The sequence below is a fragment of the Faecalibacterium gallinarum genome, from assembly GCF_022180365.1.
Lineage (GTDB): Bacteria > Bacillota > Clostridia > Oscillospirales > Ruminococcaceae > Faecalibacterium > Faecalibacterium gallinarum.
In genome coordinates this window covers 81,042-97,318 of sequence record NZ_BQKV01000053.1, presented here as the reverse complement: position 1 = coordinate 97,318, position 16,277 = coordinate 81,042, and the positions used below count along the sequence as shown (strand labels likewise).

Below are 16,277 nucleotides of genomic sequence, written 5' to 3'. Positions count from 1 at the left end.
CGCGGCGGCCGGGCAGGCCCCCTGCGGCAGTATACATATCGTAACTATATAAGTTTAGCACAAGTCGCCCCGCCGTGCAAGGCCCGGGGCGCAGTTTTCGGCCTCAACCCAGGTTCCGCAGGGCTTTGGGGTAATGGTTTTTCACTCGTCCGGCCGAGACTTTGCCCCCGCCCAGGGGCCAGCCGTCCACTGTGACGCAGCACCAGCCCTCCCGGGCGGTGCAGGCCTCGATCTCCTGCCCCGCCAGATAGGCGGCGCAGCGGGGGTCGCCGAGGGTCAGTTCCTCGCGGTTGGCGCACCCGGCCCCGAAGGCGGTGAAGAGATGGTGTTCCGGGACGAACCGCCCCTTCTGGACGCTCCCCGCGAACACCCCCGCCCGGAGAATGTGGAGCGATACCGGCGGGAAGACCGCCGGCAGCAGTACCCCACCCCCGTGGAGGACGGCGGGCCGGTCCACAAGATCGGGGAAGTACGCCGCGGCGAACTCCTTCCAGGCCGCCAGGCTCTGGGCCGGGGCGGTGTTCTCGGCCGCAGGCGCCCCCCGGCGGACCCGGCGCTCGGGCTCGGCGCGGCAGGCGCGGCTGTTCTCCCGCCGGGCGGCCCGGGGGTCCTCCCGGGCGGGTTTCTGGTTTTTGCCTTTCCCGGCGGGGGCCTGGCGGGCCGCCTGGGCCAGCCAGAGGGTTTCCTCCGGGGTCCGCTCCCCTTCCGGCGGCAGGGTGCGGGGGGTCCCCTCCTTCACCAGCCGGGCCAGGAAATGCCCCTCGCCCCCCTGGCAGGGCCAGATCCGCCGCACCAGAGAGACATCCAGGGGCAGGCCGCCGGTGCGGTTTTCCTCCCCCGGGCTGCCGAAGGGCCGGGCGGCCCGCTCCATCACGTCCGCCAGCCGGAACTCCGGGTGACGGGCCAGGAAGGCCGCCACCTGACCCTCGTCCTCCTCGGGGGCGAAGGTGCAGGTGGAATAGACCAGCTCGCCCCCGGGGGCCAGGGCCGCCGCGGCGCAGTCGAGAATCTCCGAACCCAGGGCGGCGCACTGCTTCACCAGGGCTTCGTTGTGCTGGGCCAGGGCTGCGGGCTCCTTGCGGAACATCCCTTCCCCCGAGCAGGGGGCGTCCACCAGCACCCGGTCGAAAAACTCGGGCAGGGCGTCGGCGATTCGGGCGGGGGTCTCGTTGAGGATGACCGCGTTGGACACCCCCATCCGCTCCAGGTTGGATTTCAGAATCTCAGCCCGGGCGGCCACATATTCGTTGCTCACCAAAAGGCCCTGGCCCCCCAGGGCGGCGGCCAGCTGGCTGCTCTTGCCGCCGGGGGCGGCGCAGAGGTCCAGCACCCGCATCCCGGGCCGGACCCCCAGCAGGGGCGCCGCCGAAGAGGCCGAGGGCTCCTGGGAATAGAACACCCCCGCGTGGTGGTAGGGGTGGCGCCCGGGTTTAAAGCCGGGTTCCTTCACCACAAAGCCCGCCCCGCAAAAAGGCGACGGCTCCAGGGCGAAATCCGCCCGGGCCGCCAGCTGGTCCGGCCCAGCCCGCAGGGCCGAAACGGTGATCCCCCGGGCAGCCTCGGCCTCCGGCGGGGTGTAGAGCGTGTCGTACCGCTCCCCCAGCAGGGCCCGCTCCCGGGCTTCAAAGTATTCGATCGACATTCTGTCGCCCTCCTTTTGGCATTTCTGCCTTTCTGCCCCTCGTGCATAAAGCCGCCCCCAGCGGCCAAACTAACCACTGTGAGGGCGGCCCCGCCGCACCGGCGGCAGCGCCCCCACCGCGAAACGAAAGGAGCAACGAACTATGGAAAACCGTACCAACAACAAGACCACCAATAAGGCCAGCAACCAGACCACCAGCAAGACCACCAACAGCAGCCGCACCGCCGCCCGCACCACCAACTCCACCGGCGAGCACAAGCACCCCAACCAGTACACCAAGGGTGCCGACGACGAGGGCGCCAAGAACTCCACCCGCAACTGCCGCTAACGTTCCCGCGCGCTGCGTCTGACCGGACCAAAGGCGCAGCCTCTGCCTGATCCTTAACCTTAACCCCGCAGAAAGCCCGTTGCTTTCCCCCTGCACGAAGTTCCGTGCGGAAAGCAGCGGGCTTTCCTTTTGTTTTATTTAGGCCGGGGCGTTGGGGTCGAAGTCCTGCCAGAGGGCCTCGAACAGCGCCTGGACCCGGGGCAGCTCTCCCCGCAGGTAGAGCCAGCCCAAAAGGCACTCGAACCCGGTGGAGGTGCGGTACTCCTCGGGGGAGGCGTGTTTGGAGACGCTGGCCTTGGTGGCGTTGCGCCCCCGCTTAAAGACCGCCAGCTCCTCCTCGGTGAAGAGGGGTTCCAGCAGTTTTTCCTCCCGGAACTGGGCCCGGGCCGAGACGTATTTGACCTTTTCGGCGTTGAGGCGGCCGGGGCTGAGGCGGTGGTGTTCCACCAGCCGCTGCCGGACCAGAAGCTCCAGCACGCTGTCCCCCACAAAGGCCAGCGCCAGGGGGCTCAGCTCCCGGGGGTCGATTTTTTCAGGCTGCTTGTCCATGGTATGGCCGCTCCCTTAGAAGATATAGTCGAACTGGTAGTCGCCGATCAGGATGGTGTCGTTCTCCGAGACGCCTTTTTCCACCAGGGCGTCCAGGATGCCGCTCTCCCCCAGCTGGCGCTGGAAGTACTGCAGGCTCTCGTAGTCGTCCACGTTGCTGCCGGCCAGAATCCGCTCCAGCCAGGGGGCGTCGATGGACCAGGTGTGAGCATCCATCCGCATAATGGAGAAGCTCCGGCTGCCGGGCTTCTCCTCGGCCTTCTTGAACTCGGCCGCAAAGACGGGCACCGGCGGGATATCCTTCAGCCGGTTGTACACCAGGCCGGGCAGGGCCTTGACCCCCTGCATGGTGGCGGCGGAGATGGGCACAAAGGTCAGGCCCTTCTCCTCCACATAGCGGCGGAACTCCTCGATCTGCTCCTCGGTGGCCAGGTCGCACTTGTTGCCCACCACGATCTGGGGCCGCTCGGCCAGCACCGGGCTGAACTGGGCCAGCTCGGCGTTGATCTTCTCGAAATCGTCCTTGGGGTCGCGGCACTCGCTGCCCGACACGTCCACCACATGGAGCAGCAGACGGCAGCGCTCCACATGGCGCAAAAAGTCATGGCCCAGGCCCACGCCCTCGCTGGCGCCCTCGATCAGGCCGGGGATATCGGCGCAGACAAAGCTGGCCCCCTCGGCCACCGAGACGACGCCCAGAGTGGGCACCAGGGTGGTAAAGTGGTAGTTGGCGATCTTGGGCCGGGCCGCGCTGATGGTGGAGATCAGGGTGGATTTGCCCACGTTGGGGAAACCGATCAGGCCCACGTCGGCGATCAATTTCAGCTCCAGGGTCACCTGGATATCCTCGCCGGGCATGCCGGGCTTGGCGAACTTGGGGATCTGGCGGGTGGGGGTGGCAAAATGGGCGTTGCCATAGCCGCCCCGGCCGCCCTTGGCCACGGTGACCGGCTCGTGGTCGGACAGGTCGGCGATGACCAGACCGCTGGCCGCGTCCTTGATGACGGTGCCCAGGGGCACCTTGATGATCAGGTTCTCGGCGTTTTTGCCGTGGCAGTTGCAGGCGCCGCCCTTGCCGCCCTCGGGGGCGGTGTACTTGCGCTTATAGCGGAAGTCCATCAGGGTGGACAGATGGTCGTCGGCCACAAAGATGATGTCGCCGCCCCGGCCGCCGTCGCCGCCGTCCGGGCCGCCCGCGGCCACGAATTTTTCCCGGTGGAAGCTGACGGCGCCGTCGCCGCCCTTGCCCGCGTGGAGCCAGATGGTGGCGATGTCGATGAAGTTGGTTTGTGCTGCCATTTGGGTCCCTCCGTTTTGGCTGCGCGCAAAGGCCAGCAGCCCCGGCGCGCCGAAATTTATTCACTCACAGAATCACAGAAAAGAGCCGGGCCAAAATGGTCCGGCTCTTTGGTTTGCAGTTTTGAAAAGAAGTTACTGCTTGACGCTGCACTTCTTGCCAGTCTTGCCCACCCGCTCAAAACGGACGGTGCCGTCCACCAGAGCAAACAGGGTGTCATCGCTGCCAATGCCAACGTTCTCACCCGGCTGAATGTGGGTGCCGCGCTGACGAACCAGGATGTTGCCGGCCAGGACCTTCTGGCCATCGGCACGCTTCACGCCCAGACGCTGAGCCATGGAATCGCGGCCGTTCTTAGTGCTGCCTACGCCCTTTTTATGTGCCATTGTAAACTTCCTCCTTAGCCGTTGATCGCAGTGATCTCAACCTTGGTGTAGGGCTGACGATGGCCCATACGGCGAGCACTGTGCTTCTTTGCGCGATAGGTGATGATGTTCAGCTTCTTGCCCTTGCCATTCTTGATGACCTTGGCAGTGACGGAAGCACCCTCAACAACGGGAGCGCCAACCTTGACCGAACCCTCCTCGCCCAGAGCGAGGACCTGATCGAACTTCACTTCGGAGTCAGCTTCAACGTCCAGCTTCTCGATGTAGACGATGTCGCCCTGCTCCACGCGGTACTGCTTACCGCCGGTAACGATGATTGCGTACATGTGATTCATTCCTTTTCCTTGTACTCGCTGGTCATAAAGGCAGGCCCATTCATCGGGGCCATTTAGCGGCCTACACCAAGCGGCTGAATTATTATAGCAGAAATTTCGTCGGATTGCAAGAGGGAATTTGCGCTGTTTGGCGAAATTTCTCCCACAAAAACCGGCCCGGGCCATGGGCGGCCGGGCCGGTTTCCAACGTTGCTTCGATCAGCCCGCCTGGGCCAGCTCAGCCTCCAGCCGGGTCTTGAGGGAGGCGTTGTATTCCGCCGTCTGTTCGAGGAATTTTGCCCGGGGCTGGGTTGCCTCCAGCACGGCGTCCGGCTCTTCCACCGGGACGGGTTTGCCGGTTTTCTGCTCCAGCTTTTTCTGGAGGGCGCGGTTCTCGGCGCTGACGGCCAGTTTGACCATCAGGGGTTTGCCGGCGGTGCGGCGGCGGAAGAAAATCTCCAGCGCGATGCCGCCCACCACGGCCAGGGCCGCCACCAGCTGGGAGGCCCGCAGCCCGATGGAGGGCACCAAGAGCAGGCTGTCGGTCCGCAGGCCCTCGATCCAGAACCGGCCCAGGCCGTACCAGATCAGATACCGCAGGGCGATGTCGCCGTGGAACCGGCGCTTTTTCATATAGCGCCAGAGCATCACAAACCCGGCCAGGCACCAGATGCTCTCGTACAAAAAGGTGGGGTGCACCGGCAGATTGGGGTCAATCGTCATCCCGGCGGGCAGAGTCACGGCGCCGTTCATCAGATAGGCCCGGGTAGCCTCGCTGTACATTCCCCAGGGCAGGGTGGTGTTGTAGCCGAAAGCCTCCTGGTTGACGAAGTTGCCCCAGCGGCCGATCCCCTGCCCGATCAGAAAGCACATGCAGGTCAGGTCGTACATGGGCAGCACCGGAAGCTTGCGCCATTTGCAGGCCAGGGCCCCAAAGCCCAGACCGCCGATGATGCCGCCGTAGATGGCCAGGCCCCCGCCCCGAATGTTCACCACATCCCACAGGCTGTCGAAGCCGTAAGGCGACATCAAAACATAATAAATCCGGGCGCAGATGACGCCCAGCACCGCCCCGATGAAGGCCACATCCACCATGGCGTCCCCGTCCACGCCGAACTCGGTGCAGTGCCGGAAGGCAAAGGCCAGCGCCAGCAGCAGCCCGCAGGCGATCAGGACGCCGTACCAATAAACATTAAACCCTCCAATGCTGAAGGCCACCCGGTCGATCTCGAACTCCAGCCCGAGCCCCGGGAAAGTAACCGTTGTGCTCATTCTTCTACCTCCATTTGGTCCGCATCTTCTGCACAGGCGCTGCCGTCCGGCAGAATCTTGATAAAAGCCATCCGCTCGGGGCGGAAGATGGTTTCCAGCGCCCGATTGGCGTCTGCCGCCGTCAGGCCGGCCAGCATCCCGATCTGCTGGGCCACCGTCTGCCCCGCCAGGGCGAAGTCCGCCATCTGGCTGGCGGAGTCCTCCACGTTTTCCAGATTTTCGATCAGCTGGCCGTACTTTTCGTTTTTGCAGAGGGTGAAAATTTCCTCGTCCACCCCGGCGGCCCGCACCCGCTCAATCTCCGCCAGCAGCAGATCCCGCACCTGGTCGGGGTGCTCGCTCTCGCCGGTGAAGAGGAAGCAGCAGCAGCCGTCCACCCGGAGCACCGCGCCCCCAAAGTCAGGGTTGACCAGTCCGGCGTCGTACAATCGCCGGTAGAGGGGGGACATTCCCCCGCAGATGCAGCTGCACACCAGGTCGTAGAGGGCCTCGGTGCGCAGATCCCCCGAGGGGAGGGGTTCTTCTTTGAAGCCGATGCCGAAACAGGGCTTGGACACCGCCATGGTGAGGGTCTGTTCCGGCTGGGCCAGGGTCAGGGGTTCCTCGTCCCAGAGGCGGCGGGGGGTCTCGGCGGGGCGGGGCTCGGCCAGCCCGCTCCGTCCGCAGGCCGCCAGCACCTGGTCCATGGTCACGTTGCCCGCCACCGCCAGCACCAGATTCCCCGGCGCATAGAAGGCCCGGCAGCAGTCATAGAGCATCTCGGGGGTGATTTCGGCGATGCTCTCACAGGTGCCCGCGATGTCGCTGCGGATGGGGTGGCTGTGATACATCCCCTCAAACAGGCCGGTCATCAGCCGCCAGTCGGGGCTGTCGTCGTACATCTTGATCTCCTGCCCGATGATCCCCTGTTCCTTGGCGATGGTCTCGGGGGTGAAATAGGGGTGGGCGATCATCCCCAGCAGCACATCCAGGCTCTCGTCCACCTGCTCGGTGGCGGTGAAGAGATAACAGGTGCGGTCGAAGCTGGTGAAGGCGTTGGCGTTGGCCCCGGTCCGGGCAAACTTGGCGAAGGCGTCGCCGTCCTCGTCCTCAAACATCTTGTGCTCCAAAAAGTGCGCCACCCCGGCGGGCAGGCGGATCTCCTTCTCCCCCACCCGGAAATACCGGTCGATGGAGCCGAACCGGGTGGCCAGAATGGCGTGGGTGCAGGAGTAGCCCGGCATGGGCCGGACAATCACCGTCAGCCCCGAGGGCAGGGTGTGCCACTGGTCGGCGGCACATGCTTCAATGGCAGAGCGTTTCTCAGACATCGGCGTCCTCCTTCCGGGTCAGCAGGTAGCTGACCGACAGACTGAACCGGCGCAGAACCTCCCGCACCTGGTCCTTGGTCACGGCGCACTGGGCCGCCCGGGCCTCGGCCGGGGTGAGGAGCTCCTCGCCCCGGGCAATCTCGCTGTAATACCAGTTCTCGATTCCGCCCAGGGTGTCCTCCACCCCCTGCATGGCGCTGAGGATGCCCCGGCGGCAGTCCTCCAGCTCGTCGTCCTGGATGGGCCCGTCGCACAGGTCGGCCAGCTCCTGCAAAACCGCCTGCTCGGCCCGGGCCGCGTCGGCGTGCTCCACCCCGCTGTTGACCACCATGCTCCCCGTATAACTCTGGAAGGAAGAAGAGCAGTAATAGCACAGGTGCATCTTCTCCCGCACGTTCAAGAACAGGCGGCTGGTGGCGCTGCCCCCGTAGAGGGCCATGGCCAGCCGGACCGCCGGGATCTCCCGCAGATCCAGGGGCCGGCCCAGGGTGAACACCATGCAGAGCTTGGCCTGCACCAGGTCGAAGGTCTCGACTTTCCGCAGGGGGGCCTGGCGGGGCATGGCCATAAATCCCGGCTGGGGCACCGGCGCCCGGTCCACCCGGGCCAGCTCGGCCAGCAGGGCGTCCCGCACGGCGGCGGTCTGCTCGGGGGTGCAGCCCAGCACCATCAATTCGATGGAGGCGGTGCGGAGCATCTCCTGGTAGGCCGCCATCAGGTCGGCGGGAGTCAGGCCCTCCACCTCTTCCAGATAGCCCTCCTGCCGGATGCCCGCCGGGCTGTCCCCGAAGAACTCCCGCACCGCCTGGCGCATGCAGTAGAGCCGCTTGTCGTTCAGCTCGTCCTCCAGCGCCTGCTTGAGCATCTGTTTTTCGATGGCCACGGCCTCGGGGTCAAAGCTCCCCTCCACCAGATAGGGGTGGAAGGCCACGCCCAAGGCCAGCCGGGCGTATTCCTCGGTCAGCCGCTCCCCCGCCAGGGCGAACCGGTCCTTGATGCCGGTGACGCTGATGCAGAGGTTGTGGCTGCACCCCATGGGCCGGGCGTCCACCGTCAGGTCTGCGCCGTAGAGGCGGGCCAGCTCCTTGGTCAGCTGGGTCATGTCCGGGCAGCCCGCCCAGCCCCGTTCCAGCACCAGCGCCAGCAGCGCGTGGGCGGTGGCGGTCTCGCGCCGGGCCGGGAACAGGAAATGGATGCTCACCCGGCAGCGGTTGAATTTTTCGGCCGGGTCACAGGAAAGGTGTACCCCCGGCGCGATCTGTATACGTTCCAATGTTTGTCCTCCCGGGCCCGGGCACTCGGCGCGGGCCCTTTTTTATGTCAGTCAGGCTTGGTTTTGCTGGTACAGCGCCAAAAACTCCTCCAGCGAAAGGCCGCTGGCCCGGATGGCCCGGGCGTTCTCGGCCCCCACATACCGCCAGCGCCAGGGCTGGTAGACCATGCCGGTGGCCAGCTGGCGGTCGGCGGGCCACCGCAGGATAAACCCGTATTCGGCGGCGTAGGCCGTCAGCCAGCGGTAGGCCTCGGTGTTGTCAAAGCCGGTGTCCAGGCTGTCGTAGCCGTCCGAGAGGAGCTCCAGCGAAAGGCCGGTGCCGCTCTCGTTGCCCTCGGGGGCCGGGGTGACGGTTTTGGCCCGCTGGGCGGCTTCCTCCTCCGAGAGGCCCTCTTCCAGATAGCTCTCCACCCGGGCGTCATAGGCCGCCTGGCGGGTCTCGGCGTCCTGATACCCGGACACCAGAATCAGCTCCACCCCGTCGGCCTGGGCGGCGGCGTCCATGGCCTGCCAGGCAGCGGCGGCCTCAGCTTCCAGCTGGATGCCCGGGGCGGCTTCGGCCAGGGTGGGCTGGGTCTCGGCGTCCAGGGGCAGGTTGTTGTTGACCAATACAAGGTAGGGATCGTCCCCGTTGAAAATATATTCCGACAAATCATAGGCCACCGGCTGGTAGTCCTCCGGCCCGGCCAAGAGGGTCCGGGCCTGGCCCAGCACCCACAGCAGCCCCGAAGTCATCAGGGCCACCAGTGCCCCGCAGGCCGCCAGAAAGAGGACCCAGTTGCGCACCCGGCGCAGAATCCGCCGGCGGCGCCGGGCCTGCCACTGGGCTTTGGTCAGCCGGGGCCGGGGGCGGCCGGCAGGCGTGGTGTTTTGTTTGTTTTGCTCCATTCTTTTCCCCTTATTGCAGGATTGCGGGCCCTTTTGCAGGGGGATCTGGCCGGAACCGGCCCGCAGAATTACGGCATTTTATTATTATAGCGCGTTTTCCGCCCTCTGTAAATGGAAAACCCGCCGCCCCGCCGGTTCCGCCCCCGCAAAAACAAAAAACCGCTGTGCGGAACACAGCGGTTGGATGGACTCGGGATCAGCGGAACAGCATATCGTGGATGGCGACAACGGCGCGGTCGGCCTCGTCGCGGTCGATGATGCAGGAGATCTTGATCTCACTGGTGGAAATCATATGGATGTTGATGTTGTTGTTGGACAGAGCCTCGAACATGCTGGCAGCCACGCCGCTGTGGCTCTGCATGCCGGCGCCCACGATGGACACCTTGGCGCAGGTGCGGTCGCAGCTGACTTCGGTGAACCGTGCGCCCTCCTTCAGGGTGCGGACGGCCAGCTCGGCGTCGCCCTCGGAGCAGGTGAAGATGACGTCCTTCTTGCCCTCGCGGCCGGTGGACTGGAGAATGATGTCCACGTTGATGTTCTTCTGGGCCATCAGGCCGAAGATCTTAAAGCTCATGCCCGGCTCATCGGGAACATTGAGGATCGAGACAACAGCGACGTCCGTATCTTTTGCGACGCCTTTAATCAGCATACCTTCCATATCGTTTGCAACCTCCTTAACCACGGTACCCGGCACCGGATTCAGGCTGGAGAGCACCTCCAGCTCCACATTGTATTTTTTGGCCAGCTCGACGCTGCGGTTGTTCAGCACCTGTGCGCCCAGGGACGCCAGCTCCAGCATCTCGTCAAAGGTGATCTCCTGGAGCTTGCGGGTGTTGCGCACCTTCCGAGGGTCCGCGGTGTAGACGCCCTCCACGTCGGTGAAGATCTGGCAGCGGTCGGCGTGCAGCGCCGCCGCAATGGCCACCGCACTGGTGTCGCTGCCGCCGCGGCCCAGGGTGGTGATGTCGTCGGACTTGTTCAGGCCCTGGAAGCCCGCCACCACGACCACGCGGTTGCGCTCCAGCTCGGAGGAAATGCGCTCGGTCTCCAGCCGGGTGATCCGCGCCTTGGTGTAGGCCCGGTCGGTCCGGAAACCCGCCTGCCAGCCCGTCAGGCTGATGGCATTGCAGCCCAGCTCGTTGAGGGCCATGGTCAGCAGCGCGATGCTGATCTGCTCGCCGGTGGCCAGCAGCATATCCATCTCGCGGGCGGAGGGATTGTGGGTAATTTCCTTTGCTTTTTCAATCAGGTCATCGGTGGTGTCGCCCTGTGCCGAGACAACCACCACCACGTCGTTCCCCGCTTTGCGTGTGTTGGACACGATGCGGGCCACGTTGAAAATACGGTCACGGTCTCGGACAGACGAACCGCCGAACTTTTGTACGATCAACGCCATACTTGTCACTCTCCTCTTTTTCTCCCTTGTACCAAGGGGTTCCACCAGGGACCGAAGCGCCAAACGTCCGCCTGGACTTCCTGTTCCCTATTCATTCAACCGTCGCGCCCACGTTGTCCGCGTCCAGGCGCAGCAGTGTAAATGCTTCACATCCATCCAGCCCTTCCAGCCCCTCGAGGCCCTGCTGGAGCCCGGCGTAAAACGCCTCGGCATCGGCCCGTTCGGCCACCGCCATCACGGTGCTGCCGGCGCCCGAGACATAAACCGCCTTGGCGCCGCAGTCCTTCGCCAGGGCGAAGACCTCTTTGGCGCCGGGCATCAGCGGCAGCCGGTAGGGCTGGTGCAGCCGGTCCTCGGTGGCGATGGCCAGCAGATCGTGCCGCCCCTCGCAGAAGGCCGCGGGCACCAGCGCCGCCCGGGACAGGTTATACACCGCGTCCTTGTGGGGCACCTGGGCGGGCAGCGCCGCCCGGGCCGCCTCGGTGAGCAGCTTGTAGTCGGGCACCACCGCTGCAAAGCAGAGGCTCTGGTCCACATCCCGTTTCACCGAGTAGACTTGGCCGTCCTCAAAGACGCTGGAGGTCAGACCGCCCAGCAGAGCCGGGGCCACGTTGTCGGGGTGCCCCTCGATGCCGGTGGCCAGGGTCAAAAGTTCCTGGGTGTTGAGGATCTCCCCCAGCATCCGGTTGGCCCCCAGCAGGCCCGCGATGATGCAGGCCGAGGAGGAACCCAGCCCCCGGGCCATGGGGATGGGGTTGGTCTGGACGATCTTGAGGGGGGGCATCTTTTTGCCCACCCGGTCGAACAGGACCCGCGCCGAGCGGTAGACCAGATTCGACTCGTTGCGGGGGATTCGGGTACCGTCCGCCGACGAGATATCCAGTTTATCGCTCTCCTCAAAGGTTACGGTGTTGTAAAGGGTCACGGCCAGGCCCAGCGCGTCGAAGCCGGAGCCCACGTTGGCGCTGGTGGCCGGAACGGATACCTTAATTTTCATCGTCTCGTCTCCCCTGATGTCAGCCCTCTTCGGGCAGGCGGCGGAGCACCAGCTTGACGGCGCCGCCCATGGCCTCGACCTTCTTGGCCGCTGCTGCCAGGGCTTTCTCGTCCGCCCGCTCCACAAAGTAGGAGCAGCCGTCGTACCGCTCGGCCACCAGACGGCCGTAGCCGTAGATGGCCTCGATCACCGCCGGGGCAACCCCCGCCACACGCACATAGTATGCCGCCGGCGTGGGATCGGTGAGCATTCCGTCCACCGGTTCAGCCGGTTTCCAGAACAAACTGTCGTGAATCTTGACGCCGTGTTTCAAAGCGTCCACCACGTCGGCCACCACGGCGCTGGCGGTGGGCAGCTTGCCCGCGCCCTTGCCGTAGAAGACCACATCCCCCAGCATATCGCCCCGGACCATGACGGCGTTAAAGACGTCGTCCACGCCGGCCAGCTGGTTGGACTTGGGCACCAGGCAGGGCTCCACCCCGGCGGCCACGCTGCCGTCCGGGCGGTGTTTCATCCAGGCGATCAGCTTGATGACGCAGCCCAGCTTGCGGGCGGCCTCCACATCCGCCACCGAGATATCCCGGATGCCCCGGGTGGGAATGTTCTGGGGGTAGATGTGGTGCCCGCAAACCATGGAGGACAGAATGGCGATCTTGCGGCAGGCGTCCCGGCCGTCCACGTCGTCGCCGGGGTCCTTGGTCTCGGCGTAGCCCAGCTCCTGGGCGATCTTGAGGGCCTCGTCGAAGCTCATATTCTCCCGCACCATCTTGGTGAGCATAAAGTTGGTGGTGCCGTTGACGATGCCCTGCACCTCGCTGATGACGTTGGCCGACAGGCACTGGTGCATGGGGGTGATGATGGGGGTGCCGCCGCCCACCGACGCCTCAAAGAGGAAGGCGCAGTTGTGGGCTTTGGCCAGGGCCAGCAGCTCGGCGCCGTAGGTGGCCACCATCTCCTTATTAGAGGTACAGACGCTGCGGCCGCTCTCCAGGCAGCTCTTGACGTAGGGGTAGGCAAAGCGGGTGCCGCCGATGGTCTCCACCACCACACGCACCTCCGGATCGGAGAGGATCACCCCGATGTCCCGGACAAAGAGGTGGGCGTCCGGCCGGTCGGAAAAGTCCCGCACATCCAGGATATACTTGACCTCCACCGGTTCGCCGGCCCGGCGGGAGACCCCTGCTGCGTTGCGGCAGAGAACCTCATAGACGCCGCTGCCCACCGTGCCGAAGCCTAAAATTGCGATCTTAGCCATTCTCGTTCCCTCTCTCCTGATAAAATCCAATCTCAAAACCGAGGCCCGCCGCGGGGGTGCTGGGGCCTCACAGGTCGTACCCGCACCGGACGCTGACCACGGTGCGCTGGCGGGAAAGTTTCTCCGTCAGTTCGTCGGGGGTCATCTGCATGGTGTCGGTGCGGATGGTGACCGCCACCAGAGCCGCGCCGTTCTCGGGCGTGGACTGGTTGATGGTGACGATGCTGGCCCCCGCCGCGCTGATGGCGGCCAGCAGGCTCTGAAGCGCGCCGGTCTCGTCCCGCAAAGTCGCCATGACGGTAATCAGCTCCCGGCCATTCTCTGAATCAAAAATACAATCCTTATATTTATAAAATGCGCTGCGTGACAGCCCTACGCTGCGGGTGGCGGCCGAAATATTCCGCGCCTCGCCGCTGGCCAGCAGCTCCTTGGCCCGCACCACCTTCAAAAAGACTTCCGGCAGCACCTGGGCGTCTACAAGATAGAAACGGCGGTCCAATCTGTTCACCTCTCAAGCACAAGTGTTCTCGTGGTGAATATAATAGCATCCGGCCCCCTGTAATGCAAGAGGCCGGATGCGTTTTTGGCAGATTTGCCAGTTTTCACTTGAGTGAAGCGGGGGTTCCTCGCCGGAATTGAGACATTTCGACGAAAAACTCATACTTTTCCCCGCCGCCGGCCGGTGTCAGTCGGTGTCGATGCCGGTGGTATCCGGCTCCTGGCTGGAGATAATGCCGCCGCTGTGATTGTAGTTGCAGACAGCGGGCAGATCATCGGCCTTGTAGTAACCCACAGCCGTGCTGGGGCAGGCGCCGCTGGCCAGCAGACCGCTCTCGGTGCAGTAGCTGCGCTGGACCACGCCCTCCGCCATGGGGAACTCCTTATACTCGTAGCCCTGCTGGACGGTGTTCATCAGAGCTTTCCAGGCTTCCACGCAGGTGCGGGTCTTGGCCTGGCTGCCCAGCGTCTTGGTCATGTCATAGGGCGCGTCGTAGCCCCACCACACGGCGGTGACATAGTAGGGGGTGCCGCCCACAAACCACAGGTCTTTTTCGTCGCTGGCGGTACCGGTCTTACCGAAGGAGCGCATCCCGCCGGTGGTGGGATAGCGGCCGGCTGCGGTACCCACGCTGCTGTACAGAACGTTCTGGAGCAGCTGGTTCATGATGGTGGCGGTCTGGGGGGTCAGAGCCTGGTAGCTGGTGGCGTTGCTCTCCAGATAGATGTTGCCGTCCCGGTCCAGCACCCGGGTGTAGAGCTGGGGGGTGGTGTACTGGCCGTCATAGAAGATCTGGAACGCCGCGGCCAGGGCCAGGGGGGTGACGCCGTGGGTCTGGCTGCCCATGACCATGGGGGCCAGGCCTACGTCGTTGACCGGGTCCAGGGTATCCAGCTGGAGGGTGTTGTAGACAAAGTTGAAGATGGTGCTTGCCCCCACCAGGTCGCCCACCCGGACGGCGATGGTGTTCAGGGAGCGGGCCAGGCCGTTCCACAGGGGGACATCCTTGTTGTCGCCGTAGTTGCCGCCGTAGTTCTGGGGCCAGCTGCGCCAGGCGTTGGGATAAGCTTTCAGCGCCTGGTCGGACAGGCCGGACAGGCCGTTGCGGCGGCAGTAGTCGTCGTCCCGGATGATCATATCGCTCTTGAGGTAGAGGGGCGAGTTGTTGAGCATGGTGGACCAGTTGACCAGGCCGTACTCAATGCCCAGGGCATAGGCGCCGATGGGCTTGATGGTGGAGCCGGTCTGCCGGGTCACATCGTAGGCACGGTTGAGGGTCAGGTCCTTTGTCTTTTCGCCCAGGCCGCCCACCATGGCCACCACGTTGCCGTCGTAATCCAGCATCACCATGGCCGCCTGGGTGCGGACGTTCCGGTAATAGGTCACGGTGCCGTCCTCCGCCACGGTGGTCTTGGGGGTGCCGTCCGCGTTGAGCACGGGCACGTCGTCATCCGACAGGGAGGAGACTGCCTCCTCGTGCCAGCCCGCGGGGAAATACTGGTCGCCGGTGTTGAGCATCAGCTGCTCCATCTGGCTCTGGATCTTGGGGTTCACCGTTGCCTCGATGGTGTAGCCGCCGGTATAGAGCATATTCTGGGCGGTGGCCTCGCTGACCCCCTCCTTCTCCTGGATGGCCTTGACCACTTCCTGGAACAAAGCGTCGGTGAAGTAGGAGTTGTTGGAGGTGGTGGTGGAGACGGTGTTCTCGTCCTCCTCCGCCAGCACCAGGGGCTGGGCCGCCGCGTTGCGGTACTCTTCCTCGGTGATGATGCCCTGATCCCACATATTGTACAGCAGGAAATTCCGCCGGTTGATCAGGTTTTCGGGGTTGGTGCGGGGGTTATAGTTGGTGGGGTTCTTGGTGATGGAGGCGATGGTGGCGCACTCCCAGAGGGTCAGCTCGCTGACGTCCTTGTTGAAATACTCAATGGACGCCGTCTGAACGCCCTGGATGGTGCCGGTAAAGCTGATGGTGTTGAGATAGGCCTCCAGAATGGTGGATTTGGAATAATTGCGGTAGAGGTTGAAGGCGCGGTAGATCTCGCGCAGTTTGCGCAGAGCGCCCTCGATGCCGCTGGCGCTGTCGTCATCGGTCAGGTTTTTGATCAGCTGCTGCTCGATGGTGGACGCGCCCTGTTTGGAGCTGTAAATGGGGAGAATATACTCGTTGATCATCGCGCCGATGGTTCGCTTGAGGTTGAAGCCCGGCTCGTTGTAAAAATCTTTGTCCTCGGTGCAGATGAATGCATATTGAAGGTAAACGGGGATATTCTCCAGGTCGGTCCACATCCGGTGGCTGTTGCTGGATTTCAGCACCGCATACTCCACCTGCACCCCGGTGTCCGGGTCGGTGCAGACCACTACGCTGGACTGGCTCAGCTCGATGTTGTCCAGATCCAGCAGATCGCCGTCGTTGGCGGTGGCCTGGACCACATAGTAGACGGCGCCCACCGTCAGGGCGCTGCCCGCCATAATGCCGATGCAGAGCATCACCGCGATAAACTTGAAAAACCCGCTGAGGATGGGGTGTTTCTTCTTGGGTTTTTGGGGTTTCTGGGGCCTTGGGGGCTGGCCGCCGGATGGGCCCGAGGTATCCCGTCTGCTGTGGCTCACATTGACTCTCCGCCCAGCGGACGCGGCCGGCTGGCGGGCGCGTCCGTCATCGTCGCTGCGGTGGATCTTGCGTGTTTCATTGGTTGCGATACAAACCGCCTCCTACTCTTTTCCTTTTCCTTGTGCGGGCCGGGCCCGCTTTATCCGCAACTGTTCCTCTTTGTTATTCCCAATTGCACCCACACCATTCCGGCGGGCCGTCTGCCGCCGGAATGGCCGCGGGGCCTTCCCCCCACAGCCGGGCGGAGGGCCTGCGGC

At 64.4% G+C, this 16,277-nt stretch carries 15 protein-coding genes; 1 reads left to right on the top strand and 14 read right to left on the bottom strand.

All coding sequences use genetic code 11. The features are described 5' to 3' along the window. Positions 1-103: 103 nt before the first annotated feature. A complete protein-coding gene (locus tag JCM17207_RS13735) occupies positions 104-1,642 on the bottom strand; it encodes an RsmB/NOP family class I SAM-dependent RNA methyltransferase (protein ID WP_282449883.1) in 1,539 nt (512 codons plus the stop codon). A gap of 142 nt (positions 1,643-1,784) precedes the next feature. Here JCM17207_RS13735 and JCM17207_RS08350 point away from each other — a divergent pair, with 142 nt between their 5' ends. Beyond that, positions 1,785-1,970 (top strand): hypothetical protein, encoded by a 186-nt coding sequence (locus JCM17207_RS08350; RefSeq protein ID WP_238317162.1) that lies wholly within the window; start codon positions 1,785-1,787, stop codon positions 1,968-1,970. 138 nt (positions 1,971-2,108) lie between these two features. On the opposite strand, the gene JCM17207_RS08345 is transcribed toward JCM17207_RS08350, so the two are convergent. The 13 genes from JCM17207_RS08345 to JCM17207_RS08285 all read right to left on the bottom strand — a co-directional run bounded on the left by JCM17207_RS08345 (position 2,109) and on the right by JCM17207_RS08285 (position 16,019). After that, positions 2,109-2,519: a Mini-ribonuclease 3 gene (locus tag JCM17207_RS08345; RefSeq protein WP_238317161.1), complete on the bottom strand. Its 411-nt coding sequence runs from the start codon at positions 2,517-2,519 to the stop codon at positions 2,109-2,111. Positions 2,520-2,534: 15 nt separating this feature from the next. Continuing rightward, complete coding sequence (gene obgE / locus JCM17207_RS08340; protein ID WP_238317159.1) at positions 2,535-3,818, bottom strand: GTPase ObgE; 1,284 nt, start codon at positions 3,816-3,818, stop codon at positions 2,535-2,537. A gap of 132 nt (positions 3,819-3,950) precedes the next feature. Next, the gene (gene rpmA / locus JCM17207_RS08335) at positions 3,951-4,202 is read right to left on the bottom strand and encodes a 50S ribosomal protein L27 (RefSeq protein WP_238317157.1); all 252 of its coding nucleotides are present in this window, start codon (positions 4,200-4,202) and stop codon (positions 3,951-3,953) included. Between the two features lie 14 nt (positions 4,203-4,216). Next, on the bottom strand, positions 4,217-4,528 hold the full coding sequence (gene rplU, locus JCM17207_RS08330) for a 50S ribosomal protein L21 (protein WP_238317156.1): 312 nt from the start codon (positions 4,526-4,528) through the stop codon (positions 4,217-4,219). Positions 4,529-4,735: 207 nt separating this feature from the next. After that, positions 4,736-5,788 carry a prolipoprotein diacylglyceryl transferase gene (lgt, locus tag JCM17207_RS08325; protein ID WP_238317154.1) on the bottom strand — a complete coding sequence of 351 codons (1,053 nt, stop codon included), beginning with the start codon at positions 5,786-5,788 and terminating at the stop codon, positions 4,736-4,738. Then, complete coding sequence (yfmH, locus tag JCM17207_RS08320) at positions 5,785-7,098, bottom strand: EF-P 5-aminopentanol modification-associated protein YfmH (protein WP_238317152.1); 1,314 nt, start codon at positions 7,096-7,098, stop codon at positions 5,785-5,787. Before yfmH ends, lgt begins: the two co-directional genes overlap by 4 nt. After that, on the bottom strand, positions 7,091-8,371 hold the full coding sequence (locus JCM17207_RS08315) for a M16 family metallopeptidase (RefSeq protein WP_238317150.1): 1,281 nt from the start codon (positions 8,369-8,371) through the stop codon (positions 7,091-7,093). Before JCM17207_RS08315 ends, yfmH begins: the two co-directional genes overlap by 8 nt. A gap of 51 nt (positions 8,372-8,422) precedes the next feature. Next, positions 8,423-9,259, bottom strand: a complete 837-nt coding sequence (locus tag JCM17207_RS08310; protein WP_238317148.1) for a M15 family metallopeptidase — start codon at positions 9,257-9,259, stop codon at positions 8,423-8,425. Between the two features lie 196 nt (positions 9,260-9,455). After that, entirely contained in the window at positions 9,456-10,655 is a 1,200-nt protein-coding gene (locus JCM17207_RS08305) for an aspartate kinase (protein ID WP_238317147.1), read from the bottom strand. Positions 10,656-10,746: 91 nt separating this feature from the next. Further along, a complete protein-coding gene (gene thrB / locus JCM17207_RS08300) occupies positions 10,747-11,652 on the bottom strand; it encodes a homoserine kinase (RefSeq protein ID WP_238317146.1) in 906 nt (301 codons plus the stop codon). A 19-nt stretch (positions 11,653-11,671) separates the two neighbouring features. Continuing rightward, the gene (locus JCM17207_RS08295) at positions 11,672-12,907 is read right to left on the bottom strand and encodes a homoserine dehydrogenase (RefSeq protein ID WP_238317145.1); all 1,236 of its coding nucleotides are present in this window, start codon (positions 12,905-12,907) and stop codon (positions 11,672-11,674) included. A 67-nt stretch (positions 12,908-12,974) separates the two neighbouring features. Further along, on the bottom strand, positions 12,975-13,415 hold the full coding sequence (locus JCM17207_RS08290) for an ACT domain-containing protein (protein WP_238317144.1): 441 nt from the start codon (positions 13,413-13,415) through the stop codon (positions 12,975-12,977). A 177-nt stretch (positions 13,416-13,592) separates the two neighbouring features. Next, positions 13,593-16,019 (bottom strand): transglycosylase domain-containing protein, encoded by a 2,427-nt coding sequence (locus tag JCM17207_RS08285; protein ID WP_238317143.1) that lies wholly within the window; start codon positions 16,017-16,019, stop codon positions 13,593-13,595. Positions 16,020-16,277: the final 258 nt, after the last annotated feature.

Excerpts from the sequence above, each read along its gene's own strand:
- rplU (WP_238317156.1), bottom strand. The coding sequence starts at position 4,528 with ATGTACGCAATCATCGTTACCGGCGGTAAGCAGTACCGCGTGGAGCAG.
- JCM17207_RS08345 (WP_238317161.1), bottom strand. The coding sequence starts at position 2,519 with ATGGACAAGCAGCCTGAAAAAATCGACCCCCGGGAGCTGAGCCCCCTG.
- JCM17207_RS08350 (WP_238317162.1), top strand. The coding sequence starts at position 1,785 with ATGGAAAACCGTACCAACAACAAGACCACCAATAAGGCCAGCAACCAG.
- JCM17207_RS08295 (WP_238317145.1), bottom strand. The coding sequence starts at position 12,907 with ATGGCTAAGATCGCAATTTTAGGCTTCGGCACGGTGGGCAGCGGCGTC.
- JCM17207_RS08310 (WP_238317148.1), bottom strand. The coding sequence starts at position 9,259 with ATGGAGCAAAACAAACAAAACACCACGCCTGCCGGCCGCCCCCGGCCC.
- rpmA (WP_238317157.1), bottom strand. The coding sequence starts at position 4,202 with ATGGCACATAAAAAGGGCGTAGGCAGCACTAAGAACGGCCGCGATTCC.
- obgE (WP_238317159.1), bottom strand. The coding sequence starts at position 3,818 with ATGGCAGCACAAACCAACTTCATCGACATCGCCACCATCTGGCTCCAC.
- JCM17207_RS13735 (WP_282449883.1), bottom strand. The coding sequence starts at position 1,642 with ATGTCGATCGAATACTTTGAAGCCCGGGAGCGGGCCCTGCTGGGGGAG.
- thrB (WP_238317146.1), bottom strand. The coding sequence starts at position 11,652 with ATGAAAATTAAGGTATCCGTTCCGGCCACCAGCGCCAACGTGGGCTCC.
- lgt (WP_238317154.1), bottom strand. The coding sequence starts at position 5,788 with ATGAGCACAACGGTTACTTTCCCGGGGCTCGGGCTGGAGTTCGAGATC.
- yfmH (WP_238317152.1), bottom strand. The coding sequence starts at position 7,098 with ATGTCTGAGAAACGCTCTGCCATTGAAGCATGTGCCGCCGACCAGTGG.
- JCM17207_RS08305 (WP_238317147.1), bottom strand. The coding sequence starts at position 10,655 with ATGGCGTTGATCGTACAAAAGTTCGGCGGTTCGTCTGTCCGAGACCGT.